This window comes from Aeromonas simiae (assembly GCF_000820125.1).
In the GTDB taxonomy this organism is placed as follows: Bacteria; Pseudomonadota; Gammaproteobacteria; order Enterobacterales; family Aeromonadaceae; genus Aeromonas; species Aeromonas simiae.
Map to the genome: position 1 here is coordinate 1 of NZ_CDBY01000030.1, position 24,160 is coordinate 24,160.

The window sequence follows — 24,160 nt, forward strand, 5'->3', positions numbered from 1 at the left end:
GGGCGGCTGGCCGTGTGGCCCCTTGGGCATGGGCTCCATGGCCTGGCTCAGGGGGGCGATCAGCAGGGTCAGCAGCAGGGGGGCTCGGATCATGACAATTCTCCTCGAAATGGGTCGGTTCGCGGCCATTAGAGCCCTGCCTCTGTCTCTCCTCAATCGACTTTACGCCCCTTTTGCACTCCCTTTACACAGACGCGGCGCATAAAAAAACCGGGCCAGTGGCCCGGTTGAAAATCCCGCATGGCACGGGCATTCAGGCACCGGCCCAGGTGGGGGTGGGCCGGTCGTCGCTCGCGCCGGGTCCCTCCGACGCGATGGACTGGGGTTACTCCCGCTCCAGCGCGTGGATGGGGTCCATGCGTGCGGCGCGGCGCGCCGGAGCGAAGCCAAACAGCAGGCCGATCAGGGTCGAGCAGAGGCAGGCGGCCCCCATGGCCGGCAGGGAGTAGATCATCCGAAAATCGCTGCTGAAGTAGTCAAACAGCTGCCCTGCCAGCAGGGAGAGCAGGATGCCGAGCACCCCGCCGAGCAGGCAGACCAGCACCGCCTCGATGAGAAACTGCTGCAAGATATCGCGGGTGCGCGCCCCCACCGCCATGCGCAGGCCAATTTCGCGGGTGCGCTCGGTCACCGACACCAGCATGATGTTCATCACCCCTATCCCCCCCACCAGCAGCGAGATGAGGGCGATCATGGCGATCAGCAGGGTCAGGGTGGCGCTGGTCTGGGTGATGGTCTGGCGGATGCTGTCGGTGTTGAGCACGAAGAAGTCGCGGGTGCCGTGGCGGCTGTCGAGCAGCCGGGTGATCCCCTCCTCGGCGGCGGCCAGCGGCACCGCATCGGCCACCCGCACGCTGATGCTGCGCAGATAGGTCTGGCCGAGCATCCGCTTCATGGCGGTGGTGTAGGGGATCCAGACGTTGAGGTTCTCATCGCTGCCAAAGCCGCTCTGATTCTTGGCGGCGATGCCGATCACCCGGCACGGCAGCGGGCCGAGCAGGATCACCTGGCCAAGCGGGTCGACCCCTTCGCCAAACAGCTTGCTGCGGGTGTTCTCGTCGATCACCACCTCCTGGGCCAGGCTAGTCACGCTGGCGGCATCGAAGCTCATGCCGGCGATCAAGCGATAGCCGCGCACCGTGAAGAACTGCTCGCCCACCCCGTTGACGCTGCCGCTGACCGAGACGTTGCCAAGGCGCAAGGTGGTACTGGTGGAGAGGCTGGGGGTGACGCTGTGGATGTAGGGGAGCTGGGCCAGCGCATCGGCATCGCCGCTGCGCAGGGTCTGGATGGCGGTCGAGCGCATGTCGCCAAAGCCGCGTCCGGGAAACACCTCCAAGGTGCTGGTGCCCATGGCGTTGATGTTCTCCAGCACCTTCTGCTGCGATCCCTGGCCGAGCGCCACCGTGGTCACCACAGAGGCGATGCCGATGATGATGCCGAGCATGGTGAGGAAGGTGCGCAGCCGCTGGGTCACCATGGAGAGCCAGGCCATGTGCAGGGCATCGCCAAAACCGGCCCAGGGGCGTGCCTGGCTGCGCTTTGGGGCCACCTTGCCCTCCGTTGGAGTGGAAGGGGCGCGGCGACGGTCGTCGACCACTCGGCCATCTTTGAGCTCGATGATCCGCTCGGCGTGCTCGGCGATCCCCATGTCGTGGGTGACGATGATGATGGTGTGGCCCTGAGCATGCAGCTCCTTGAGGATCGCCAGCACCTCGGCGCCGCTGTGGCTGTCGAGGGCGCCGGTCGGCTCGTCGGCCAGGATCACCTCGCCGCCGTTGATGAGGGCGCGCGCGATACTGACCCGCTGCTGCTGGCCGCCGGAGAGCTGGCTCGGCCTGTGCTCGAGCTTGTCGCCGAGCCCGAGCCGGGTCAGCAGGGCATCGGCGCGGTGGTGGCGCTCGGTTGTGGCAATGCCGGCGTAGAGGGCCGGCACCTCGACGTTGCCACGGGCATTGAGGTGAGAGAGCAGGTGGTAGCGCTGGAAGATGAAACCGAAGCGTTCGCGGCGCAGGGCGGCGAGCTGGTCGCCATCGAGGTCGGCGGTATCCTGACCGGCGATGCGGTAGTGACCCGTGCTGGGCCGATCCAGGCAGCCGAGCAGGTTCATCAGGGTCGACTTGCCCGAGCCCGAGGCCCCGACGATGGCCACCATCTCCCCCTTCTCGATGGAGAGGTTGATGTCGTGGAGCACGGTGGCGGCCTGCTCGCCCTCACCGAAGGTGCGGCCGATGCCGCTCAGTTGCAGGAGCACGCTCATATCAGAGCCCCATCGGGCCGCGCATGCGCGGACGGTTGGCGCTGCTGGCCCCTTCGCCCGTGGTGCTGACGATCACCTTTTCCCCCTCCTTGAGCCCCTCCAGGATCTGGGCATGCACCTTGTTGTTGAGCCCCACCTTGACCCGGCGCACGCTGACGCGCCCCTGCTCGTCGACCACTTGCACCTGATCCCCTTGCAGCGCCGGCGCCGGGATCACCAGGGCCTGGCTGACGCGGTCGAGCACCAGATAGACCTGGGCCGTCATGCTGATGCGCAGCACGCCGTCGGGGTTGGGCACGTCGAACAGGCCGTTGTAATAGATGGCGCTGCTGCTGGTGCTGGTGCTGCTCGTCGAGCTCGAGCTGGTGTCGCTGTTGATGCTGTCGGGGGCCGGCTCGATGGCGCGCAGGGTGGCCTCATAGCGGGTCTCGGGGGCGCCGAGGATGGTGAAATAGACCGGCATGCCGACCTTGGCCTTGATCACGTCGGCCTCGGAGATCTGGGCCTCCACCGTCATGGTGTCGAGCTGGGCGAGCTTCATCAGGGTCGGGGCGCTTTGCACCGCGTTGACGGTCTGCCCCACTTCGACCGGAATGGCGACCACGGTGCCGTCGAGCGGCGCCCGGATCTGGGTGTAGCCGAGGTTGACCCGGGCGGTGTCGAGGGCGATCTCGGCCTGTACCCGCTGCGCTTGCAGGGCGCGGATCTCGGCGCGGGTCTGATCCAAGCTGGCCTTGGCCGTGTCATAGTCGGCCTGGCTCACCAGCCGGCGGGCCAGCAGGTTCTGCTGGCGGGTGAAGGTCAGCTCGGCATTGCGCAGTGCCGCCTGCTTGGCGGCGATCTGGGCATCCAGATTGGTGCGCTGGGCTTCGGCGTCCTTGAGGCTGTTCTGCTGGGTCAGATCGTCGATCTCGGCCAGCAGATCACCGGCCTTGACCTTGTCGCCGAGGGCGACATGGAGGGCCTTGATCTGGCCCGAGACCTGGGCACCGACCGACACCTGCTTGCGCGCTTCTAAGGTGCCGTCGGCCAGCACCGACTGCTCCAGATCGCGGCGCTCGGCGCTGGCGGTGATGTACTGGGCGCCGCTTCCGGCGTCGCCTTGGCGGCCAAACGCGAACCAGATGAACAGGGCAAACAGTGGCAACAGCCACCACAGCAGACGTGGGTGCAGACGGGGCATGAGCTCGGGTATCCTCTTGCTAGACAGGGTGGGACTCTATCCCATTTACCGGTTAAGGCTCTCTTCCAGAAGCGTAAGGATTGCGTAAAGGCAGCTGTGACGGCAAGGGGAAGTGGAGACAATGCGCCCTCGCCGAAGAGGAGGAAAGATGAAGATTCTGCTGGTCGACGATGATCTCGAACTGGGCGCCATGCTGGGGGAGTACCTGCGTGCAGAGGGGTTTGCCACTACCCATGTGGCCACCGGCCGGGAAGGGGTCGAGGCGGCGCTCTCGGGCCGCTACGCGGCGCTGGTGCTCGACGTCATGCTGCCCGATCTGAGCGGCACCGAGGTGCTGCGCGAGGTGCGCCGTCAGAGCCGGCTGCCCATCATCATGTTGACCGCCAAGGGGGACAACATCGACCGGGTGGTGGGGCTCGAGATGGGGGCCGATGACTACATGCCTAAGCCCTGCTATCCGCGCGAGCTGGTGGCCCGGCTGCGCGCCGTGCTGCGCCGGGTGGGGGAGGAGTCTCAGGGCCATCGCCCCGAGGTGCTGACCTTAGGGGGCCTGATGCTGAGCCCGGCCAACCGCACCTGCGCCTGGCGCGCCCTGCCGCTCGATCTGACTGCCACCGAGTTCAACATGCTCGAGCTGCTGCTGCGCGCGCCCGAGCAGGTGGTGACCAAGGATGTGCTCTCGTTGCAGGGCATCGGCCGCCCGCGTGAGGCGTATGACCGCAGTGTCGACGTGCACATCTGCAACCTGCGCCAGAAGCTGCATCTGCGGGCCGGTGACAGCCTCTCCATCGAGACCATCCGCAGCATAGGGTACAAGCTCGTATGCTGCTGACCAGCCGCCTGTTCTGGAAGATCCTGCTCGGCTTCTGGCTCGCCATCATAGTGGTGAGCCAGCTGCTATGGATTGGTTTTAGCCTGTATGACAGGGAGCCCCCGGAAGAGCGGATGGCCCGCCATGTCGCCAGCCAGCAGTTGGCCGCCGCCGTGAGCCTGTTCGAGGTGGGCGGGGAAGCGGCGTTGACACGCTGGTTGGCAAGCTGGCCCATCGATGAGCGCGATCTGCTACGGCTTATCGCCACCCCGAGTGTCACCGCATCACTGAAACCGGATGGGGCACGGCCACCGGCCCCCGTGCTGACCCGTCAGGTTGTGTCGCCACAGGGGCAAACTTATCAACTTGTCTATCACGTCGGCGCTCTGCGTGAGCGGATGACGCCCCCCTCGCGCCCGTTGCAGTGGCTCAAGATCCCGCCCCCCATGTTGTGGATTGGCGGGCTGGGGGGACTGCTGTTCAGTATCTTTTTCGCCTGGCACCTGACTAGGCCGGTGCGCCTGCTGCGTCAGGGGTGCGGCCAGGTGGCCCAGGGGGATCTCGCGGTGCGTCTGCTGCCGCAACTGCGCCACCGCCACGATGAGCTGAGCGCCCTGGCCCACGATTTCGATCTGATGGTGGAGCGGCTCCAGCAACTGGTGCACGGCCGGGAACAGTTGCTGCACGATGTCTCCCACGAGCTGCGCTCGCCGCTGGCGCGGGTGCGCCTGGCGCTGGGGCTGGCCGAGCAGAGCGCCGACAAGGTGCCGGCCTCATTGCAACGCATCGAGCAGGAGACCGAGCGGATGGATCGGCTGATCGGCGAGCTGCTCGAGCTGGCCCGCGCCGAACAAGGGCACGCCCCCGAGCTGGGGTATTTTGACTTGCAGGGGCTGGTCGAGGCCGTGGTGGCCGACGCCCGTTTCGAGGGGGAGCGCGCCCAGGTCGCGGTGCGGCTGGAAGGGGAGTGCCGCCGCACCCTCAGCGGTAACGCCGAGCTGGTGCGAAGGGCGCTGGAGAACGTGGTGCGCAATGCCCTGCGCTTCAGCCGGGCCGGCCAAAGCGTCACCCTCAGCCTGGCCGAAGCCGAGGGGCAGGCGCTGATCTGCGTCTGTGACGAGGGGCCGGGGATCGAGGAGGAGAAGCTCGCCAGCATGTTCGATCCCTTCGTGCGCATCGGCGCCGTCGGCAAGGGTTATGGCCTGGGGCTGGCGATTGCCCGGCGCGCCTTGATTTGCCAGGGGGGGCAGATCAAGGCCGAGAACCGGGCGCAGGGGGGATTGATGGTGACCTTGAGCCTGCCTTGCCGCTGAGGCGCCCCCTTCGTCCGTGCCAAAAAAGAGGGCCCGCAGTGCGGGCCCTCTTTATATTTCTCGTTTAGCTGGAGAGATAGTGCTCTACCCGGCTGTCGTGGCACAGGGCGCGGATCTGCGCCTGCAACTGTGCCTCTTCGTCGGTGACTCGCTCATGCTGGCGCAGGTGATCGAGCCAGGAGGGGAGCACGAAGGTTTCGATGAAATCCCGGCTCTCCTGATCGCGGAACAGATGCCACTCACGGCCCCCATCACGGCGACGGGTTTCGCCGAGCTGATGCATCAGCTTGCGAAAGGCCTCCTCCTGATCGCTCATGACCTGATAGCGCACTTGGATCATCACGGGGCCATCCTGCTGGTGAGCCGGGTCCACCTCTGCCGGCTCGGGCCAGTGGTGGCTTGGCTGCAATGAGCGTTCGCCTGCATCCAGATGTATCCGGGTGGTGAAGGGGATCAGCAGCAGCATGCCGACGGCCGCCGCCAGCAGGGCGGTGGTCACGCCAAAATGGCTGGCCACCTGACCCCAGCTGAGGGAGCCCAGCGCCATGGCACCGGAGAAGACCGTCAGGTAGAGCGAGAGACCGCGGGCGCGCACCCAGTCAGGCAGTGCGCCCTGGGCGGCGATCATCAGGCTCGACAGGGTGGCAATCCAGCTGGCACCGGCCACCAACCCGGCCAACAGGGCCAGTGGTGCGGATTTGGAGGTCGCCAGTACCAGCAGAACCAGGGCAGTACCGATGGAGCCCAGCATCACTATGTAGTGACCCGAGAGGTGGCGACGCAGGCGGGGCAGCAACAGGGCACCGAGCACGGCGCCGATACCGACGCTGGCGGTCAGGGCGCCATAGAGGGTGGCATCCCCGTTGAGTTGCAGGCGAGCCACCAACGGCAGCATGGCCCAGTAGGCGCTGGCAAACAGGAAGAAGGCGGCGGAACGCAGCAGCACGCCGATCAGCGCCGGGCTACGGCGGGCATAGCGCAGCCCCGCCACCACGGCGGGCAGCACCCGTTCGGCCGGTAGCCGATTGCTCGTACCACTTTCACCCCGCCACCACCAAAGGGCGGCCAGAATGGCCAGGAAGCTGACCGCATTGAGCAGGAAGGGCATCGCCATGCCGATCTGGGCGATCAGCAGGCCGGCCAACGCCGGGCCGATGGCACGGCTGATGTTGATCCCCATGCTGTTGAGGGCGATACCGGCTTGCAGCTCTTTACGCTCCAGCAGGCTTGGCACAATCGCTTGCCAGGCCGGCGCCAGGAAGGCGGCACCGCAACCGAGCAGGAAGGTGATGAGCAGCAGGCCGTGGCTGCTGGCATTACCGCTTTGTACCTGGAAGGCCAGGAAGGCCGCCGCCAGCAGCATCATGGCGTTCACCACCAGCAGCAGGCGGCGTCGGTCGAGGATGTCGGCCATGGCGCCGGCCGGCAGAGCCAGCAGGAACACCGGTAGGGTGGTCATGGCCTGCACGGCGGCGATCATACCCGGATTGGGGTCCAGGCTGGTCATCAGCCAGCCGGCACCCACGTCGTGCATCCAGGTGCCGACATTGGAGAACAGGGTCGCTAGCCAGAGCACCAGAAAGGCGCGCTGCCGAAACGGCGACCAGGGAGAGACGGTCTGGTTAGCCACGGTAGCGTTCATCCATGCGTTGCATCTCGATGATGATGACGTGGCCATGACCACTGGGCGCCTTCATGCGCAGGGTGGCCGGGCCGGTCACCTCCAGCGAGTCGCGTTCAGCCAGGGAGGTCATCCCTTCCAGCTCCACGCCTCCCTCCATGCAACTGACATAGGCCTGACGCCCTTCGGCCAGCTCGAACACCACCTCGGCATCGTTGCGGGTCAGCTCGGTGACATGGAAGTTGACGTCCTGGTTGAGGTGCAGCGGGGTATCCAGGCCGCCGTGCAGCGGGCTGACCAGGTGCAGCAGACGGTTCTCCCGCTCGCTGGCGGCAGGCTTGGCGCTGCCGTAGCGGATCTCCAGCCCCTGGGCCGGCGGCAGGATCCAGATCTGCATGAAACGGGTCCACTCATCGTGCTTGTTGAGCTCGGAGTGGGTCAAGCCGGTACCGGCGGTGATGGCCTGGATATGGCCACGCTCAAGCACCTCTTCTTCGTCGGTGACGCTGTCCCAATGGGTCAGCTTGCCGTGCAGCAGGTAGCTGACGATCTCCATGTCACGGTGCGGGTGCTGGTCGAAGCCGCTGTGTGGCTGTACGTCATCGTCGTTGACCACCCGCAGCGCACCGTAGTGGATGTTTTCCGGGTCGTAGTAGTTGGCAAACGAGAAGTGGAAGTAGGTGTTGGCAGGGTGATACTCACTGGCCGGCAAATAGTGAAGCTGGTCGGCCGGGCGCTTGATGAATTGAGTCATGTAATGCTCCGGTTAAGAGGGCGCCGCCAGTGCGGCGCCCGGGTGAGGGTTAGAAGGCGAAGCAGGAGCAGCCGAGAGCACCCCAGAAGGCGCGGTCATCGGAGACCGGCATGAAGGAGTTGCGGGCCTTCTCATGCTGGTGCTGGTGCACGCCACAGGGGCCGCAGCACTGGTGGGCCTGGGGTTGGGTGCCGACCATAGCCTGTTGCGCTGAGGCCGGGCGGTAGTGGCCGGGCACCAACTTGGTCGGCGACCAGTCGGGCAGGATCGGCAGCTCGGGCGGAGCCAGCGGGCCGAAGGTGCCCTGGGCGAACACAATCTTGCCGCCGACCAGGGTCAGCACGGACTCGATCCCCTTGATGGACTCTTCCGGGACCTGGAAGAAGTCTTCGGAGAGCACCGCCAGATCGGCGAGTTGACCGACCTTGATCATCCCCTTCTTGCCCTGCTCGCTGGAGAACCAGGCACTGCCGTTGGTCCACAAAGAGAGAGCGGTCTCGCGCGGCAGGCGGTTGCGCTCGTCATACATTTGCAGACCACCGACGGTACGGCCGGAGACCAGCCAGTAGAGCGCGGTCCAGGGGTTGTAGCTGGCAACACGGGTGGCGTCGGTGCCGAGGCCGACCGGCACGCCGGCTTCCAGCATGCGGGCGACGGGCGGCGTGTGCGAGAGCGCCTCCTGACCGTAGCGCTCGGCGAAGTACTCGCCCTGGAAGGCCATGCGGTGCTGGATGGCGAGGCCGCCACCGAGCGCCTTAACCCGCTCGATGTTGCGCTCGCTGATGGTCTCGGCGTGGTCGAACATCCAGTGCAGCCCGTTGAAGGGGATGTCGCGGTTGACCTTCTCAAACACATCGAGCATGCGCGAGATGGACTCGTCATAGGTGGCATGCAGGCGGAACGGCCAGCGATGCTCGACCAGATGGCGCACCACCCGCTCCAGCTCGTCTTCCATGCCGGGGGGGAGATCCGGGCGCGGCTCGAGGAAGTCCTCGAAGTCGGCGGCGGAGAAGACCAGCATCTCGCCAGCCCCGTTGTGGCGGTAGAAGTCACTGCCGCTGCCCGGCTCCAGCATGTCGGTCCAACGCTGGAAGTCTTCCAGCTCCTGCTTGGGACGCTGGGTGAAGAGGTTGTAAGCGATGCGGATGGTGAGTTGATTCTCTTTTTCCAGCTCCTCGATGATCTGGTAATCCTCAGGGTAGTTCTGGAAGCCGCCGCCGGCGTCGATGGCGCTGGTGACGCCAAGGCGGTTGAGTTCACGCATGAAGCGGCGGGTCGAGTTGACTTGAGCTTCGTAGGGCAGCTTGGGGCCCTTGGCCAGGGTCGCGTAGAGGATCATGGCGTTGGGACGGGCAATCAGCATGCCGGTCGGGTTGCCCTGAGCATCACGCTGGATTTCACCACCCGGCGGATTCGGGGTATCGCGGGTGTAGCCCACGGCGCGCAGCGCGGCGCGGTTGAGCAGGGCGCGATCATAGAGGTGCAGCACGAACACCGGGGTGTCCGGTGCGGCTTGGTTGAGCTCTTCCAGCGTCGGCATGCGGCGTTCGGCAAACTGGAATTCGGACCAGCCGCCCACGACCCGAACCCATTGGGGGTGCGGAGTGCGTTCGGCCTGAACCTTGAGCATGCGCAGCGCCTCGGCCACAGAAGGCACCCCTTCCCAGCGCAGTTCGAGGTTGTAGTTCAGCCCGCCACGGATCAGGTGCAGGTGGGAGTCATTGAGGCCGGGGATGACGGTGTGTCCCTTGAGATCGACAACACGGGTCTCGGGGCCGGCGTGGGTCATCACCTCGGCATCACTGCCAACGGCGACAAACTTGCCATCGCGGATGGCGACGGCGGTGGCCAGGGGTTTGGCGGGATCCACTGTATGCAGATCACCATTCATCAGGATCAGGCTTGCGTGATTAGACATGATTGATTCTCTCAGTGTCGGTCGGCAGGCGCCAACCAGCCGGCGAGGGCGCGAGTGATCAGTGGCATCCAAAGATAGACCACTAAGGCGACGACGGTAGCATCCGTCAGGAAATGTCCGAGCAAGGTGCCATCCAAAGAGGGCAGCAGTTGATGCCATATCCAGGGCACCAGATTGGTGCTGGGGAAGATGACCGCCAGGGTGACGATAAACTGTTTCCAAGCCGGAGGCTGCGCGGCGCCTGTGGTGCTCGGTGTAAACCAGAACTGGCTTCCTTGGTGCACCTCGAGTTGTTCGTTGTCGGCGAGCAGGGGGCGGATCTCGTCCACCAGATCCTGACGCTGACGGGAACGGCTCCAGCCATAAAGGTGTTCGAGGTTACTGAAATGGAGGGAAATGGTGTAGATATCCTCCCCGTCTGCTGGCCGTATCACATTGACCCCCTGATGCCCTTCAAATTCGGCGGCAGCAGGAACGATACGATTCAACCAAGCTTCATAGCGACTGCGATCGCTCGGGGCTATGCGGTGGCGGATCACCAGAGTGGCAGCATTTTCCATGGTTTATCCTCATGTGCTGGCGGCATCCGATGGATGCCGCCAGCCAGAGCTTACTTAACTTCGCGCTGGGGAGCTTTGTGCACCATGGTATAGGCATAGTCGACGCCCATACCGTAGGCACCGCTGTGCTCGCGCACCAGGCTCATGACGTCGTCGTAGGTCTCCTTGCGCGACCAGTCACGCTGGTACTCGAGCAGAACTTGCTGCCAGGTCACAGGAACGGCGCCGGCTTGCACCATGCGATCGATGGAGCGCTCGTGAGCGTCAACACTGGTACCACCTGAGGTGTCGGTGACCACGTAGACTTCGTAGCCGGCATCAAGCGCCATCAGGGCCGGGAAGGTGAGGCACACTTCGGTCCACAGGGCGGAGATGATCAGTTTCTTACGGCCGGTGGCCTTAACTGCGGCTACGAAGGCTTCGTCTTCCCAGGAGTTCATGGAGGTGCGCTCGATGGGCTTGAGGTCAGGGTTGACGCCAAGCAGCTCGGGCCAGATGTAGCCGCTGAAGCTTTCGGTCTCGACAGAGGTGTAGATAGTCGGCACCTTAAAGATCTTACCGGCCTTGGCCAGTGCAACGGTGTTGTTCTTCAGTTGCTGGCGATCGATGTTGGCAACACCAAAGGCCATCTGCGGCTGGTGATCGATGAAGATGAGGACAGAGTTTTGCGGGTTAATCAGCTCACGAATAGACATATTTTTGCCTCTTGAGTACCGGAATTTGATGGGTGTGAACAACTCTTTGTTCGAGGAAAATCCTATGCGAGAGTTCTTTTAACTGATATCACAATAATTTTTGCGACTCTTTCGGAATTTTTTAAAAAGGGAACTAAGCAGCGATGAAGTTGAACCTGGAAGTCCTGGCCATTCTTGATGCCATTGAACAACATGGCAGCCTCTCGGCCGCCGCTGCCAAGCTTTACAAGACCCCTTCGGCACTGAGTTACATGGTGCAAAAGTTGGAAAGCGATCTGGCTATCACCCTGCTCGATCGCTCCGGTCACAAGATCGCCTTCACCCAGGCGGGTCGAATGTTGCTTGAGAAGGGACGCGAAATTCTGCATGCCGCGCGAGATCTGGAACTGCAATCAGGTAGTTTTGGCGGTGCTGCCAAATTGTCGCTGGCGATAGGGGTCGACAGCGCCTTTCCCTTTCCGCTGTTGATGCCACTGCTCGAGCGCTTCTACCAGCAGTTTCCCCACGTGCGGCTCAGCTTCACCCATGAGGTGCTTGGCGGGGCCTGGGAGGGGCTGGTGGAAGGGCGTACCGACATGGTGCTGGGGGCCGTCAGTATGCCGCCGACCCAGGCCCAATTTGCCTGTCGGGCCTTGGGCCAGCTCGAACATCTGTTCGTGCATGCATCGACCCACCCGCTGGCGGCAACGAGCGGAAAACTTACCTCACGCCAGGTCAAGCATCACCGGGCCGTGGTGGTCTCCGACAGTGCCAAGAATCAGGTTCGGCGCGGGCTGTTCCTGCTGTCGGGCCAGGAGACCATCACGGTGCATAACTTCGATGCCAAGCTGCAACTGCTGCTCTCCGGGGTGGGGTGTGGCTATCTGCCGCGCCATCTGGCCCAGCCCTTTATCGAGCGGGGAGAGCTGGTGAGTCGGGAGATCGAGGGGCGCCATGTTAGCGAGACCGCCTATCTGGGGTGGAACAGTGAGCACGGCTGTGAGCCCATTCTCTGGTGGCTGGGGGAGCTGGAGCATCTGGCAGGATTGCGCGAGGTTTATGCGTGAGCAGGAGAGAAAAAGGGCCCGATGGGTGGACTCTTTTTCTCTCCTAGGCGTTAAATCGTTAGCTCTATGGTATTTCCTTCCGGATCGAGAAAGGCGCTCTCGTAGTAGCCGTCGCCGGTGTGACGCGGCCCGTCCAGATGGGGCAACCCCATCCCCTTGAGGCGCTGCGTCATGGTATTGACCGCCGCTTCCGAGCCGAGGGCAAAGGCAAGGTGTGCCAGCCCGTAGGCGGAAGCCGTGGTCGGCTCGACCTGGCCGGGTCGGTGCATCAGCTCCAGCGTGGCGCCTTGCTCGAAATAGATGAAGCGAGAACTGAACTGCTTGGCCGGGTTGTGGTAGGGCTCACCGGCGCGGGCGGCAAAGGTGTCGCAGTAAAAGCGCGCCAGCGCCTCGAGATCGCGGGCCCAGATGGCTACGTGGGTAATGTGCATGACTCTCTCCTTGGCTGTCGATGGCTTCATGTTATGCTCGCAATTCTGTTGCCACCATGAACCACGCCGCCAATATGATGTCTGAAACTGCCGTTGTTGAGCGCATCGAAGTCGACGAGCAGTGCCGTGAAAGGATCTGCTGCGATGCCCTGTTACCGGCCCTTGGCGAGGGGGGGCTTTGGCTGGTTGGCTGCTCAGAATTGGCCGGTCATTACTGGATAGAGCGCCGCTTTGCGCGGGTGCATACCCTCTTGCTGACCCTGGAAGGGGAGGGGGTGGTCTTTGGCCAAGAAGGGGCCGTGACCTTGTCTTCAGGCAAGTGGGCGCTTATCCCTGCCGGCCATTCACTCCATTATTATCTGCCATCGGATTCCCCCCGCTGGCGGCTGCTCTGGGTGTTGATGCACTCCGGCCCGGCCTGGGATGGCGCGGCCCATGGCTGGCGTCATGGCTGCACTTCGCAGCATCCGCAGTTGCTGCACACCTTCGAAAACCTCTTTGCCGAGCAGGAGCGTTTTGCCGATCCGGCGCTCTCCTCCCTGCTGGTGCAGCAGTTTGGTCTCTATCTGCATCGCCTTATCGACAAGGGGGAACGAGCCCGTCCCGGCGAGCTTCAGTGGCAGACATTGGCCGCGGCCCTGCGCGCCGAAGTGGGCCGAGCCTGGAATGTGGCGCAAATGGCGCAGATTCTGCACCTCTCGGCGCGCCAGTTGCATCGCCTGTGCCGTGAGCAGGGAAAGACGACGCCGATGGGGCTACTCGGTCAGTTACGCCTGCGCGAGGCGGCGCTGCTGCTTGCCTCCACCCGGCTGCCACTCAAGGTGGTGGCGGCCCGCTGCGGCTTTGCCAATGAATACCACTTCTCTACCGCCTTCAAGCGCCGCTACGGATTGGCGCCGAGCCACTATCGGCAGCGGCAGCATCCGGCCTGGCGCGAAAGCTCGATCAGCCCTTGAGTGCCCCCTGAGCCCGCCTTCTGAGTGATGAGGTGAACAGCGCATTGCTGTTCCCCCTCGGGGCGCGTTGTGGTTATCGGGCGGCATAAAAAAGTACCGCCGGCGAGGCCGGCGGTAGGGATCACCTGAACAGTCCTTTGAGCAGCTTGTCGGCCGCCCCCTTGAGGGCGGGATCGTCGGCCTTATCGCCGAGCAGCTTGTTGAGCCCGCGCTCGGCCTCCTTGCGGGCCTTATCCTCAAGCACCTTGTTACCCTGCAATAGCGCCTTGATGTCGAGCGCATAGGTGGGTTGGCTCCAGTTGCCGCCGATGCGTACCGGAATGGTCACGTCTTTGAGGGCATCGATGTCACGGCCACCCTGGCCCTTGCTGGTGCCGACCACCGAGGTGTTGAACAGAAAATCGAGCTGCTCGCTGATCAGCTGGGTCTCGCCGCTGCCATGCACTCGCAGCGCCGGGGCGAACAGTTGGATATTCTGGCTGCGGGCCTTGCCCCCTCCCAGGGTGAAATCGGCGGTGAGGGCACTGAAGTCGGTCTTGCGACTCTCTTTGACATAGTCGGCGCGCTGGCCTTTGAGGGTGGCGCGCGCCTCACGCACCATCTCCGGCAGGTTGACGCCGTGGAGGGCGCCATCTTCGATCTTCAGCGCCGCCTTACCCTCAATCGCACTGCGAAGGGCTTGGGCCGAGAGGCCGCGACCAGTGACGGCCAGATCCAGATTGGCGCGTCCTGACAGCAGATCGGTCTTTGCGAAGCGTTGCAGCAGTGGCAGCACTTGCAGGCCGTTTGCTTTGCCGTTCAGTTGGTAAGTGGCCTGAGCCGGGTTGGCATCGAGACGGCCGCTACCTTGCAAGGTGCCCTGCTCAACACCTGCGCTGAAGTGCTGTACGTCAAGGACGCCCCCCTTGAGCGCGAGCGTGAGTGCGGGGCGGCTCAGCACCAGAGTGCCATGCTCGAGGCGCTCGAGTTTGAGGTTTCCGGCCAGTTCGAGTCCCTTGAGGGCCGAGAGATCCGGCTCCCCACTCCCTTGGCTGGTCGCCGGTTTGCCTGCGGCGGCGACAGGGGCAGGGTTCTGGATGGGGGGGGCTGTGGTCTTGGCCGGTGCGGCACCGGCGCTACCAAGCCAGCTATCGAGATTGAGCGTCTTACCTTGCAGATCGAAGCGAAGGTGCGGAACTGTGCCAAGCGTGACATCTGCGCGGCCGCTCAGCGCCAGATCTGCGGCCTGCAATGTCAGGCGCTCGGCATCGAGCTTAAATGGCGTGAACGCGATCTGCAGATCGCCCATGGCTCCCAGTTCAAGCGGTGTGCGCGGTACGCCTTGGCCACTCAGGGTGCCTTTGAGATCGCTCTGTTGGAGGGTGACCCCCGCCAGTGCCCGCCCCAAGGTGACGGTGGTGGCAAGTTGCAGGTCGAAGGTGCGCTCGGCCTGCTGGCCCTTGGCATTCAGGGTCAGTGATGACGCCTTGTCGAGGGCGAAGGCGGCGGCCTTGAGACGGAAGGCGTCGAGACGCAGTGCCGGGCTGTGCAGCGAGCCCCCCAGCTCCAGGTTGCGCAACTGGCTGGCCAGTGGCTCGGCGGCGGGCAGCAGCTCGGCGCTGCCCTGCAAGGTGAAGCGCTGCGCGTCGTCACGGCCTGACAGCTCAAGCGTGATGGGTAACCAGCTGTGGGGGGCCAGCGCCCCAATCTCGAGGTTGAGGCTCTCTATCTCGAGGCGTTGCCCGCTGCGCTCGTCGAGCAGCAGGGCGCTGGCCTGCTCCAGGGTGATCCCTTCGATATCGATCTGCCAGTTGGCGCTCTCTGGCTTGGGCGATGCCGTGGTCGCGGCTGGGGTATCGCTCTGTGTGTGTGGCGGCGCCGATGTGCTGCCGAGGGCGTCGAGGTTACTGCTGCCATCCTGCCGGGTTTGCAGCAGCAAGTGGGCCCCGCTCAGGCGCACCTCACCCACCTCAAGGCGGTGGGAGAGCAGAGGGAGAACCGCAACCGAGGCGGTGGCCCCCTCAACACGCAGCAGATCCGGCTCGGCAAAGCCGGGGAGGTTGCGCAGGGCGGCACGTTCGAGGGTGAGGCCAAAACGGGGCCAGAGTGTCCAACCGATGGGCCCTTCGATGACGAGCTCGCGGCCGGTACTTTTGTGTACCTGGCTGGCCAGCAAGGGTTTGAACTGGTTGGGATCGATGGTGAGGATCAGGGTGGCGATCCCGAGCATGACGGCCACTATCAGGCCGCAGGCAATCAAGAGCAGCTTCTTCATGATTCGCTCCGTGCGGAATAAAGGATCGGGCAAGACTATAGCATGGCCTGTTGCGTCAAAGGCTTATCGCATGTCGAGCTACGCTAGCAGCTGGCGCAAGGCGACGTGAAGGGACGCTGATCTCGGTGTGGCGGCGTGCTACGCTGGCGGCGGTTGTAAACGCGACATTCGGAAAGGAGAGACGGTGATGCGCATCGGCATGATGGTGATGGTTGGCCTGTTGGCCGGATGTACCCCAGGGCCGGATCGGGAAGCTGACCTGGCCAGGATGTTGGAGATCTGCGTGCAGCAGCGCCTGCCGGCCAGTCAACAGGCCCCCCTATCGGCGCAGCAACAAGAGGCGCTCATCAAAGAGCACGCCGAGCTGGTGGCCCGCTTCGCCGATGAGGACGAGCGGGCGTGGCTGGAGACACAACACAGGGACAACGAGCTGGAACAGCAGTGTCTGGAGGCGGCTCTGGATCAGCTGGAGCGCTGATCTCAGAGCATGATCAGGGCGCAGATGACGGCGATGAGCAGCAAGGCGCCGGTCACGGTCAGGATGGCCAGTTTCATTTCAGTACTCATGAGACGCTCCTTCGGTTGCGGGATCACATAGTGCCCAGCATATCCGAAGCGGGGGGCGACGGTTGTGACCCGAGCGATTGTTTTGGGCTGAAAGAAATCTGATGAGGCGAGGGCTTCGCCGGTAAAGGGAGGTGCAATCATGAGAGCTCTGGTAACCGGTGCCGGCAGGCGCCTTGGATTTTACCTGTGCCAGCAGTTACTGGCGCTGGGCTGGCAGGTGGTGGGGCAATATCGCCGTGAACACGAAGGCTTGGCAAGCCTGAGGGCGGCGGGGGCCACCCTGATCCAGGCTGACTTCGAACGGGAAGAGGAGGTGCGTGCCCTGGCCGGTCAGGTGGCCGCAGGGCCGCTCGATCTGCTGATCCACAATGCCTCGGCCTTCGAGCCGGGAGCCCCGACCCTGGCGGGGGAGCTGGCCCAGTTTGAGCGCTTCTTCCGGGTGCACATGCAGGCCCCCTTCCTGCTCAATCGCCTGCTGGCCGAGCGGCTGGCCGCGAGCGGTCGTGGCAGCATCATCCATCTTACCGACATCTATATTCACGCCCCACCCCCTGAGCTGGCCGCCTACGTGGCCACCAAGGCCGGGCTGCACAGCCTGGCCATGAGTGCGGCGCGTGAGCTAGCGCCACGAGTGCGGGTCAATACGATTGAGCCTGGCCCCATCCTGTTTCTCGACGAGCATGGTGAGGCATGGCGCCAGCAGGTGCTGGCCCGCACCCCACTGGGACGAGAAGGTGGGTTGGCCCCCATCTGGCAGGCCGTACAGCTGTTGATGGAGAACGACTACATGACCGGCGCCAGCCTGCGTGTCGATGGCGGCCGCGCCCTGGCCACCTTCTGAGGCTAGGCACGCTCCAGCATCTGGGGACGGGTATCGAGTCGCCGCCCCTGTGGGCTCAGCGCTATTTTGCCCGCTATCTCGACCGGCATGCCATGCAGCTCGGCCAACAGATCCCGCAGGTACTCGTCGACCTCGACATGCAGGAAGTGGCCTGCCTCGTCACAGGCCAGGATGTCGATGTCGAGCGGCCGATCCCGGATCTTGCAGGCCGGGTCCCCACGATCGCGGCCGTGGGCCAGCTCAAGCTGGATGAAGCGGCGCTTGAGCTCCTCTCTGGGGTGCGGGCTATGAATGACGAACAGGCAGTTGATGAACTCGTTTTGCGACACCATGCCGACGGGCTGAGTGCGGATGGCCGAACTCAGACTGAGCCGCCCGAACTGCTCGAGCAGTTCGCCGATGACGCGATTGACGTGGTGGAGCGGCTCGATATTGGAGCCGATGCTGCACAGGTAATACATGCCTCCTCCTTGAAACATGTACCCGGAACGCCTCTTTTCGTCCGGATTTGGCGACAGCCTATATCAGGGGTCGCCAGGGGTCTGTGATGGAGCGCTCACCTCAATGCTAGATGCGCACGAGACCCCATCCGGGCTTGCTTTCATGACGCCGCCCGCTATGCTGGGCGGCCTATCGCAAGAGGTGAATGACCATGCTGAAGGTGGGTCGCAAGCTCCATCCCCGCTCATTGCTGACTCTGGTGGCGACTGGCTATCTGCTGGCGCTGCTGCCGTTGCTGCTGCTCATCTGGCATGACTACTCCACCCTCAGTCGTTTCAGCAACATGGTGGAGGAGGGGTCGACCAAGGTGGTTGAGGATACCCGCCGTGCGATCCAGCTGACCAACTTAAGCGAAGAGCTGGAGCGTACCCTGCGCCGCTATGCCGTGCTAGAGGATGCCACCTTGCTCACCCGTTTTCATCAGCAGTTGGCCAGCTACCGGGAGCTGCTGGTGCTGCACCGTAATTCGGTGCCGGTGACCGGGCTCTACCACGCCATTGAGCAGGATCTCAGCTGGCTGGAGGGGACGCAGGATCTCAAGGGCGCCAAGGCGCGGGCGGACAGTGACCACTTTGCCTCGCTGAACGAACACCACCAGCAGTTGGAAGAGGCGACCAACGCCTGGGTGGACACCCTGGTCTCCGGCGCCAAGGTGCGCATTAACACCTTGCAGCACGAATTGTGGTGGATGTCGGGGGTGGTCGGGATCTCGACCACCCTGTTCTCCTTGCTCTTTATCTATCTGACGGTGCGCCCGATCCGCCAGATAGAGAGCCGTATTTTGAGCCTGGGGGCGGGCATCGAGCCGGAGCGTGAACCGGTGGACGGGCCGGCCGAACTGGTGGAGCTGGGTGAGCGGCTGAGTTGGCTGCACGACCGGTTGCAGGAGTTGGAGCAGCAGAAATACCGCTTCTTGCGTCACGTCTCTCATGAACTCAAGACCCCCCTCGCCTGTCTGAGGGAGGGGGCCGATCTGCTCAGTGAGCGGGTCGCCGGCCCCCTGACATCGGATCAATACGAGATCTGCGGTATGCTGACCGACAACAGCCGGCGCTTGCAGAGCCTGATTGAGCGCCTGCTTGACTTCAACCGGTTGAGTCAGCAGGAGAGCTTCGAGCGTACCCCGCAGTCGTTGTTGCAGCAGTTCACGACATTGCTCGAGACCTATCGCCTGCATCTCGATGCCAAGGGGATGCGGGTCGAGCTGCCCACAGAGGATCTACTGGTGCAAGGAGAGCCCTATCGTCTGGGGCTTATTCTCGACAACCTCTTCTCCAATGCGGTGAGCTATGGGGCCGAGCAGGGCACCATCTGGCTGCGTTGCCGCCGGCAGGGGGCTCGGGTCATCGTCGAAGTTGCCAATGAAGGGACGCCGATCCCTGCAGCCGATCGGGAGCGCATCTTCGAGCCGTTCGAGCAGGGAAGCAGCCGGCGCCAAGGATTGCTCAAGGGGTCTGGCATTGGCCTCTCGATTGCCCGTGAATCGGCGCGTAGCCTGGGCGGGGAGCTGACATGGGCGGACGATACCCATGCAGATGTCTGTTTTCGTCTGATTTTGGATGCCTGACGTGATAATGAAGTATGCAATCTTGGGGGCCGGTCTCCTGCTGGGGGGCTGTGCTCTGCTGCCGACCATCGATACGACGCCCACCCCCGCCGTGATGGAGCAGCGTCAGGTGGATGCCATGCACCAGTTGCAACTGCGTATGCAATACAGCAACTGGTTGCTCGACAGTCGCGAACAGCAGCGCGAGCAGGAGCGGCAACGCTTGCGGGGACAGAGTGATGTGGCGAATAAGATCAACCTGGCCATGGTCAACAGCCATCCGGATGAAGCCAGGGAGCGTCGCGTCGCCGCCCTGGATGAACTGGAGCAACTGCTGCCCGAGGTCGGGCTCGATGAACAGGCCTATCTGCGCACCTGGATCGCGCTGGGCAGGGCCCATCTCAAGCGTCCTCCGAGCCAGAGCGGCGAGGTAACCCGCCTCAAGGCGAGGGTGAAGACACTGGAGGCCAAGATCGAGCAACTCTCGGTCATCGATGAACAGATCAACCAGCGCAAGCTGACCTCACCCTGATGGAGGGCTCATGAAGGGAAGAATCCTGCTGGTCGATGATGATCAGAGCCTGCTCAAGCTGCTAACCATGCGGCTGCGCAGCGAAGGGTATGAGGTCGACACGGCCGACAGCGGCGAGGTGGCGCTGGCCCGCCTGCGCCAGCAGCGGCCGGATCTGGTGTTGACTGACCTGCGTATGGACGGCATGGACGGGCTTAACCTGTTTGAACGGATTCAGGGGGAGTGGCTCGGCATGCCGGTCATCATCATGACGGCGCATGGCACCATACCCGATGCCATCGAAGCCACCCGCTCCGGGGTGTTCAGCTTCCTCACCAAACCGATTGACAAGACCACACTGCTGCAGACCCTGGAGCAGGCATTGCATCTGACCCGACCTGCCATGCTCGACGAGCTGGAGGCCAAATTTCCGACCCGCAGCCCGCGCCTGCAGCAGACCTTGCAACAGGCGCGCAGTGTGGCGGCGATGGAGGTCAACGTCCTGATCCGCGGCCCTTCGGGCTCAGGCAAGAGCCGGCTGGCAGCGGCGTTGCACCACTCCAGCCCACGGCGCGATCACCCCTTCGTGGTGGTCAATTGCGCCGCCACTCCGTTTGCCGAGCTGGAAAAGCAATTGCTCGGCAGCAAGGAGCAGCCCGGCCTGTTTGAGCAGGCGCGTGGCGGCATCCTGTTTCTTGATGAGATCGGCGATATTTCCGCGTCACTGCAAGCCAAGCTGCTCAAAGTGATGGAGGAGCTCTCGCCAGGCCAGGATGCGGCGCCGGTGCGGGTCATCAGCACCACCCACAGGGATCTGGTGGCCGCCATGGAGGAGGGGACATTTCGTGAGGATCTCTACTATCGCCTCAACGTCGCCAACATCACCCTGCCGGCCCTGCAGGAGCGTAGTGAAGATATCCCCATGCTGGCGCGCCATGCCCTCGACGATGTGAAGCTGCGCCACGGCTGCGCCGCCGTGGGGTTTGCCCCTGAGGCGCTGGCCATGCTGGCCAAGGCCTCCTGGCCTGGCAATATTCGCCAGCTGTTTAATCTGGTGGAGCGACTCGCAGCGCTTTGCCCGAGCCCGGTGATTGGGGCCGCCATGGTGGAGTCGGCGCTCTCCGGGGTGGAGGTGGCGGTGCCCTCGTTTAACGAGGCCCGGGCCGAGTTTGAAAAGGAGTATCTGATCCGCCTGCTGCGTATCACGGAGGGGAACGTCACCCTGGCAGCCAGCATGGCAGGGCGTAATCGCACCGATTTTTACAAGCTGCTCAGCCGCCACGACATCGAGGCGGCCCACTTCAAGCTGAAGGGGTAGGGGCAATGGAGAAGGGGTGACCATGGTCACCCCTTCTTGTCTCTGGCTCAGGCGGCGTCGGGCAGTGCCTCGCGCGGCTGGGTTCGCTGGTGCAGCCACAGGCCGGAGGCCTTCATGGCCCAGCCGAACAGGGCGCCCAGCACCAGGGAGGGAAGGATGAGGTGCCAGTCACCGGCCGCGCCGAAGGTGGCGCAGCAGCCGGCAAAGGTGCCGGGGATGTAGGAGAGCCACTGCTGGCGCCCCTGCACGCACATCAGGGTGGCCACCACCCCGGTCATCAGGTAGCCGGCAGCGCCGTGGCCCCACCAGGCGTCGCCGTGGATCAGCAGCAGCGCCCACAACATGCCGCTGCTATTGCACAGCAGGGTCTTGATCAGGGCTCGATAGCCCCCTTCCGAGGCGAAATAGCTGGTGCAGCCGAGAAAGCCGACCCAGGCGATGAGGCCGAGCAGGGTGGCCAACCAGCCCCATACGGCCGAGAGCAGGCCTGTGGTGAGGGCGATCGTGATAAGCGGTGACATGGTATGACTCCGTCCGGTGCACGAAAGGCGGCAAGCCTACTCCCCCCGCCATGGGGTGCAATCGCAGAAAAAACTTTGCGTGATCTGGATCACGTTTGCTCGCCATGGAATACGCTTGCGCTCGCGAAAAAGTTTCATGGAAGAGTGCGAGGCTGTTGACCATAGTTAGCAGCCCAACCCACGAGGAGTGAACCTCATGCTCAAGAGCCTGATCCTGCCCCCTCTGTTGATCCTAGCGATCCTGTTTGTCTCTGCGGCGCTGGTTACCCCCTGAGGGCGGCTGACGCGGGCGCCCTGGGTGCGATAATCTGAGGTGTACGCCACCGGAGGATGAATGCATGTCACGCACACCGCGCCTCACCGAGCAGCAGGTCACCCCTGAGTCTGTCTATCGCGATCGCCGCCGCATTCTCATGGGCCTCGGTCTGGGGGCCGCCGCGCTGGCGCTGCCCGCCCGCGCCGGTCTGCTCGATCTGCTCTCCCCGCGCGAGATAGCAAACCCCGGCAAGCCGCTCAAGGCCACTCCCGCCCCGGCCAGTGCCCTGGTGCCGACTCCTGAGAGCAAGATCATCAGTTACAACAACTACTACGAATTTGGCACCGACAAGAGCGATCCGGCCCGCAATGCCACTACCCTGCGCACCGAGCCATGGACATTGCGTATCGAAGGCGAAGTGGAAAAACCGCGTACCATCGACGTCTGGGCGCTGATCCAGCGCCGCCCGCTAGAGGAGCGCATCTACCGCTTCCGCTGTGTCGAGGCCTGGTCCATGGTGATCCCTTGGCTCGGATTTGGCCTTGGCGATCTGCTGCGTGAGGCGGCGCCCACCAGCCGCGCCAGGTTTGTGGCCTTCGAGACCCTCTACGATCCGCAGCAGATGCCGGATGCCGCGGCAAGTGGCATCGCGCTGCCTTATGTGGAGGGGCTGCGCATCGACGAGGCGATGCATCCGCTGGCCATGCTGGCGGTGGGGCTTTACGGCAAGACGCTGCCGCCGCAAAACGGGGCGCCGATCCGGCTGGTGGTGCCCTGGAAGTACGGCTTCAAGAGCATCAAGAGCATAGTGAGCATCCGCTTGGTGGAATCCATGCCGCCCACCACCTGGAACCGGCTGGCACCGGATGAATATGGCTTCTACGCCAACGTCAACCCGGCGGTGGATCACCCGCGCTGGAGTCAGGGGAGCGAGCGCTTCATCGGGGCGGGCGGAGCCTTCGATGCCAAGCGCCAGCCCACCCTGCCGTTCAATGGCTACGCCGACGAGGTGGCCTCGCTCTATCAGGGCATGGATCTGCGCCAATGGTTCTGAGGTTGCCGGGCTGGGTGCCCCGCGCCCTGCACCTGCTGGTGCATATGGGGGCCATGGCCGGTCTGTTGTGGCTGATCTGGGCCATCCCGCAGGGGCTCCTCGGGGGGGATCCTGTGCCCGGCATCATTCACTGGCTGGGCAAGGGGGCGCTCAACCTGCTGCTGCTCTGCCTGTGTGTCTCACCTTTGGCCAGACTCCTCAAGGCGGGCGCCATGATGCGGCTGCGTCGTCCGCTCGGCCTGTGGGCACTGGCCTTGGCCTGCCTGCATCTGGGGAGCTGGATGCTGCTCGATCTGCAACTGGAGTGGCGCCTCATCGGGGCCGAGCTGGTGAAGCGGAACTATATCGTGGTGGGGATGGTGGCGCTCTTCGTTCTGCTGGTGCTTGGTATCACCTCGCTGCCTGCGCTGGTTCGCCGCATGGGGCGGCGCTGGCAGCAGCTGCACAACTGGGTCTATCTGGTGGCACTGCTGGTGCCTGTCCACTACTGGTGGTCGGTCAAGAGCGGCTGGCGCGAGCCGTTTATCTATCTGCTGCTGGCGCTGTTGTTGCTGGGGACGCGGCGGGCGCGGCTGCTGCGCTACTGGCGGCGCTAGCGGGAACCTCTTCCAGGTGCTCGCCGCTGTCGGAGTCGAGGTAGATGGTCACCTTACGGTCGTCGGCATTGAGTGCCTGTACCTCATAGCGGCCCCCTTCCAGCTCGATCTCGCGGATGTCGTGGTAACCCTGCTTGAGCAGCAACTGGATCACCGCCTCAATCTCGAGAATCTGCTGATTGCCGAGTGCGAGTCCGGGCAGTAGGCCGCAAAGGGGTAAAAAAATGCGAGAGATCATATTCATGGCTGATTCATGGCTGGCACACTATAACCGGCATTATGTTATGAACCCGGAGATTAATCACCCATGAACAGGGCTCTCTCCCTGCTGACCTGTCTGCTCCCCTGTCTGGCCATGGCCGAGCTCAGAACGCCGAGCGATCAGGAGCTGCAACGCGCCATTCGCGAGGGGGCGGTACGGCCGTTCAATGAGGTGATGAAGCAGGCGCGGACGCTGCCAGGCGAACTGCTGCGGGTGGATCTGCAAGAGGATCAGGGACGATGGATCTACGAGCTCAAGATGCTGGATCGAACCCAGAATGTCATCAAGGTGGGTTACCGGGCCGACACGCTGCGGATGATCTACCTCAGGGGTCACCACCTCGAGTACCTGTTTGATACGCCGGCTCAGCCCGACACTCCCTAAT

25 protein-coding genes are annotated in these 24,160 nt (G+C 63.7%); 12 read left to right on the top strand and 13 right to left on the bottom strand.

The window, feature by feature from the left end:
- Positions 1 to 325 precede the first annotated feature (325 nt).
- Positions 326 to 2,260, bottom strand: coding sequence for a MacB family efflux pump subunit (locus tag BN1134_RS04030; protein WP_042045366.1), 1,935 nt, complete (start codon positions 2,258 to 2,260; stop codon positions 326 to 328).
- Between the two features lies 1 nt (position 2,261).
- Positions 2,262 to 3,443, bottom strand: a complete 1,182-nt coding sequence (locus BN1134_RS04035; RefSeq protein WP_042045367.1) for an efflux RND transporter periplasmic adaptor subunit — start codon at positions 3,441 to 3,443, stop codon at positions 2,262 to 2,264.
- 148 nt (positions 3,444 to 3,591) lie between these two features.
- Between BN1134_RS04035 and BN1134_RS04040 the strand changes: the two genes are divergently transcribed.
- On the top strand, positions 3,592 to 4,275 hold the full coding sequence (locus BN1134_RS04040) for a response regulator transcription factor (RefSeq protein WP_042045368.1): 684 nt from the start codon (positions 3,592 to 3,594) through the stop codon (positions 4,273 to 4,275).
- Positions 4,266 to 5,567, top strand: coding sequence for a HAMP domain-containing sensor histidine kinase (locus BN1134_RS04045; RefSeq protein WP_042045369.1), 1,302 nt, complete (start codon positions 4,266 to 4,268; stop codon positions 5,565 to 5,567). Before BN1134_RS04040 ends, BN1134_RS04045 begins: the two co-directional genes overlap by 10 nt.
- Positions 5,568 to 5,631: 64 nt before the next feature.
- On the opposite strand, the gene BN1134_RS04050 is transcribed toward BN1134_RS04045, so the two are convergent.
- Genes BN1134_RS04050 through BN1134_RS04070 form a run of 5 tightly spaced genes read right to left on the bottom strand, consistent with a single transcriptional unit; the run spans position 5,632 to position 11,115 of the window.
- Positions 5,632 to 7,209, bottom strand: a complete 1,578-nt coding sequence (locus tag BN1134_RS04050; RefSeq protein ID WP_052449418.1) for an MFS transporter — start codon at positions 7,207 to 7,209, stop codon at positions 5,632 to 5,634.
- Entirely contained in the window at positions 7,190 to 7,942 is a 753-nt protein-coding gene (locus BN1134_RS04055; protein ID WP_042045371.1) for a pirin family protein, read from the bottom strand. The genes BN1134_RS04050 and BN1134_RS04055 overlap by 20 nt, the downstream gene beginning before the upstream one ends.
- A gap of 49 nt (positions 7,943 to 7,991) precedes the next feature.
- On the bottom strand, positions 7,992 to 9,860 hold the full coding sequence (locus tag BN1134_RS04060) for an amidohydrolase (protein WP_042045372.1): 1,869 nt from the start codon (positions 9,858 to 9,860) through the stop codon (positions 7,992 to 7,994).
- Between the two features lie 11 nt (positions 9,861 to 9,871).
- The gene (locus BN1134_RS04065; RefSeq protein WP_042045373.1) at positions 9,872 to 10,420 is read right to left on the bottom strand and encodes an antibiotic biosynthesis monooxygenase; all 549 of its coding nucleotides are present in this window, start codon (positions 10,418 to 10,420) and stop codon (positions 9,872 to 9,874) included.
- 50 nt (positions 10,421 to 10,470) lie between these two features.
- On the bottom strand, positions 10,471 to 11,115 hold the full coding sequence (locus BN1134_RS04070; RefSeq protein WP_042045374.1) for a hydrolase: 645 nt from the start codon (positions 11,113 to 11,115) through the stop codon (positions 10,471 to 10,473).
- Between the two features lie 143 nt (positions 11,116 to 11,258).
- On the opposite strand from BN1134_RS04070, the gene BN1134_RS04075 reads away from it, so the two are divergent.
- Complete coding sequence (locus tag BN1134_RS04075; RefSeq protein ID WP_042045377.1) at positions 11,259 to 12,161, top strand: LysR substrate-binding domain-containing protein; 903 nt, start codon at positions 11,259 to 11,261, stop codon at positions 12,159 to 12,161.
- 50 nt (positions 12,162 to 12,211) lie between these two features.
- Here the strand turns inward: BN1134_RS04075 and BN1134_RS04080 are convergent, their stop codons facing one another.
- Entirely contained in the window at positions 12,212 to 12,592 is a 381-nt protein-coding gene (locus BN1134_RS04080; protein WP_042045379.1) for a VOC family protein, read from the bottom strand.
- Positions 12,593 to 12,666: 74 nt separating this feature from the next.
- Here BN1134_RS04080 and BN1134_RS04085 point away from each other — a divergent pair, with 74 nt between their 5' ends.
- A complete protein-coding gene (locus BN1134_RS04085) occupies positions 12,667 to 13,548 on the top strand; it encodes a helix-turn-helix transcriptional regulator (RefSeq protein ID WP_042045483.1) in 882 nt (293 codons plus the stop codon).
- A gap of 121 nt (positions 13,549 to 13,669) precedes the next feature.
- Here BN1134_RS04085 and BN1134_RS04090 read toward each other — a convergent pair whose 3' ends face one another.
- On the bottom strand, positions 13,670 to 15,802 hold the full coding sequence (locus BN1134_RS04090) for an AsmA family protein (protein WP_042045381.1): 2,133 nt from the start codon (positions 15,800 to 15,802) through the stop codon (positions 13,670 to 13,672).
- A gap of 187 nt (positions 15,803 to 15,989) precedes the next feature.
- Here BN1134_RS04090 and BN1134_RS04095 point away from each other — a divergent pair, with 187 nt between their 5' ends.
- Entirely contained in the window at positions 15,990 to 16,280 is a 291-nt protein-coding gene (locus BN1134_RS04095; RefSeq protein ID WP_042045382.1) for a hypothetical protein, read from the top strand.
- Positions 16,281 to 16,282: 2 nt separating this feature from the next.
- Here the strand turns inward: BN1134_RS04095 and BN1134_RS19585 are convergent, their stop codons facing one another.
- Positions 16,283 to 16,510: a hypothetical protein gene (locus BN1134_RS19585; protein ID WP_156991652.1), complete on the bottom strand. Its 228-nt coding sequence runs from the start codon at positions 16,508 to 16,510 to the stop codon at positions 16,283 to 16,285.
- On the opposite strand from BN1134_RS19585, the gene BN1134_RS04100 reads away from it, so the two are divergent.
- Positions 16,509 to 17,210 carry an SDR family oxidoreductase gene (locus BN1134_RS04100; RefSeq protein WP_042045384.1) on the top strand — a complete coding sequence of 234 codons (702 nt, stop codon included), beginning with the start codon at positions 16,509 to 16,511 and terminating at the stop codon, positions 17,208 to 17,210. The genes BN1134_RS19585 and BN1134_RS04100 overlap by 2 nt on opposite strands.
- Before the next feature lie 2 nt (positions 17,211 to 17,212).
- Here the strand turns inward: BN1134_RS04100 and BN1134_RS04105 are convergent, their stop codons facing one another.
- Positions 17,213 to 17,671: a 2-amino-4-hydroxy-6-hydroxymethyldihydropteridine diphosphokinase gene (locus BN1134_RS04105; RefSeq protein ID WP_042045385.1), complete on the bottom strand. Its 459-nt coding sequence runs from the start codon at positions 17,669 to 17,671 to the stop codon at positions 17,213 to 17,215.
- Between the two features lie 191 nt (positions 17,672 to 17,862).
- Here BN1134_RS04105 and BN1134_RS04110 point away from each other — a divergent pair, with 191 nt between their 5' ends.
- From BN1134_RS04110 to BN1134_RS04120, 3 genes are read left to right on the top strand one after another with little or no spacing between them, the layout of a single operon-like run.
- The gene (locus tag BN1134_RS04110; protein ID WP_042045485.1) at positions 17,863 to 19,278 is read left to right on the top strand and encodes a sensor histidine kinase; all 1,416 of its coding nucleotides are present in this window, start codon (positions 17,863 to 17,865) and stop codon (positions 19,276 to 19,278) included.
- 7 nt (positions 19,279 to 19,285) lie between these two features.
- Positions 19,286 to 19,789 (top strand): hypothetical protein, encoded by a 504-nt coding sequence (locus tag BN1134_RS04115; protein ID WP_042045386.1) that lies wholly within the window; start codon positions 19,286 to 19,288, stop codon positions 19,787 to 19,789.
- Between the two features lie 10 nt (positions 19,790 to 19,799).
- The gene (locus tag BN1134_RS04120) at positions 19,800 to 21,086 is read left to right on the top strand and encodes a sigma 54-interacting transcriptional regulator (RefSeq protein ID WP_042045387.1); all 1,287 of its coding nucleotides are present in this window, start codon (positions 19,800 to 19,802) and stop codon (positions 21,084 to 21,086) included.
- Positions 21,087 to 21,133: 47 nt separating this feature from the next.
- Here the strand turns inward: BN1134_RS04120 and BN1134_RS04125 are convergent, their stop codons facing one another.
- Complete coding sequence (locus BN1134_RS04125; protein WP_042045388.1) at positions 21,134 to 21,607, bottom strand: DUF1097 domain-containing protein; 474 nt, start codon at positions 21,605 to 21,607, stop codon at positions 21,134 to 21,136.
- A gap of 338 nt (positions 21,608 to 21,945) precedes the next feature.
- On the opposite strand from BN1134_RS04125, the gene msrP reads away from it, so the two are divergent.
- A complete protein-coding gene (msrP, locus tag BN1134_RS04130) occupies positions 21,946 to 22,917 on the top strand; it encodes a protein-methionine-sulfoxide reductase catalytic subunit MsrP (RefSeq protein ID WP_042045389.1) in 972 nt (323 codons plus the stop codon).
- Complete coding sequence (locus tag BN1134_RS04135) at positions 22,908 to 23,513, top strand: protein-methionine-sulfoxide reductase heme-binding subunit MsrQ (protein WP_042045390.1); 606 nt, start codon at positions 22,908 to 22,910, stop codon at positions 23,511 to 23,513. Before msrP ends, BN1134_RS04135 begins: the two co-directional genes overlap by 10 nt.
- Here the strand turns inward: BN1134_RS04135 and BN1134_RS19145 are convergent.
- On the bottom strand, positions 23,440 to 23,757 hold the full coding sequence (locus BN1134_RS19145; RefSeq protein WP_084214703.1) for a PepSY domain-containing protein: 318 nt from the start codon (positions 23,755 to 23,757) through the stop codon (positions 23,440 to 23,442). The genes BN1134_RS04135 and BN1134_RS19145 overlap by 74 nt on opposite strands.
- A gap of 63 nt (positions 23,758 to 23,820) precedes the next feature.
- Between BN1134_RS19145 and BN1134_RS04145 the strand changes: the two genes are divergently transcribed.
- Positions 23,821 to 24,159, top strand: a complete 339-nt coding sequence (locus BN1134_RS04145; RefSeq protein ID WP_042045392.1) for a PepSY domain-containing protein — start codon at positions 23,821 to 23,823, stop codon at positions 24,157 to 24,159.
- The last annotated feature ends 1 nt before the right edge of the window (position 24,160 follow it).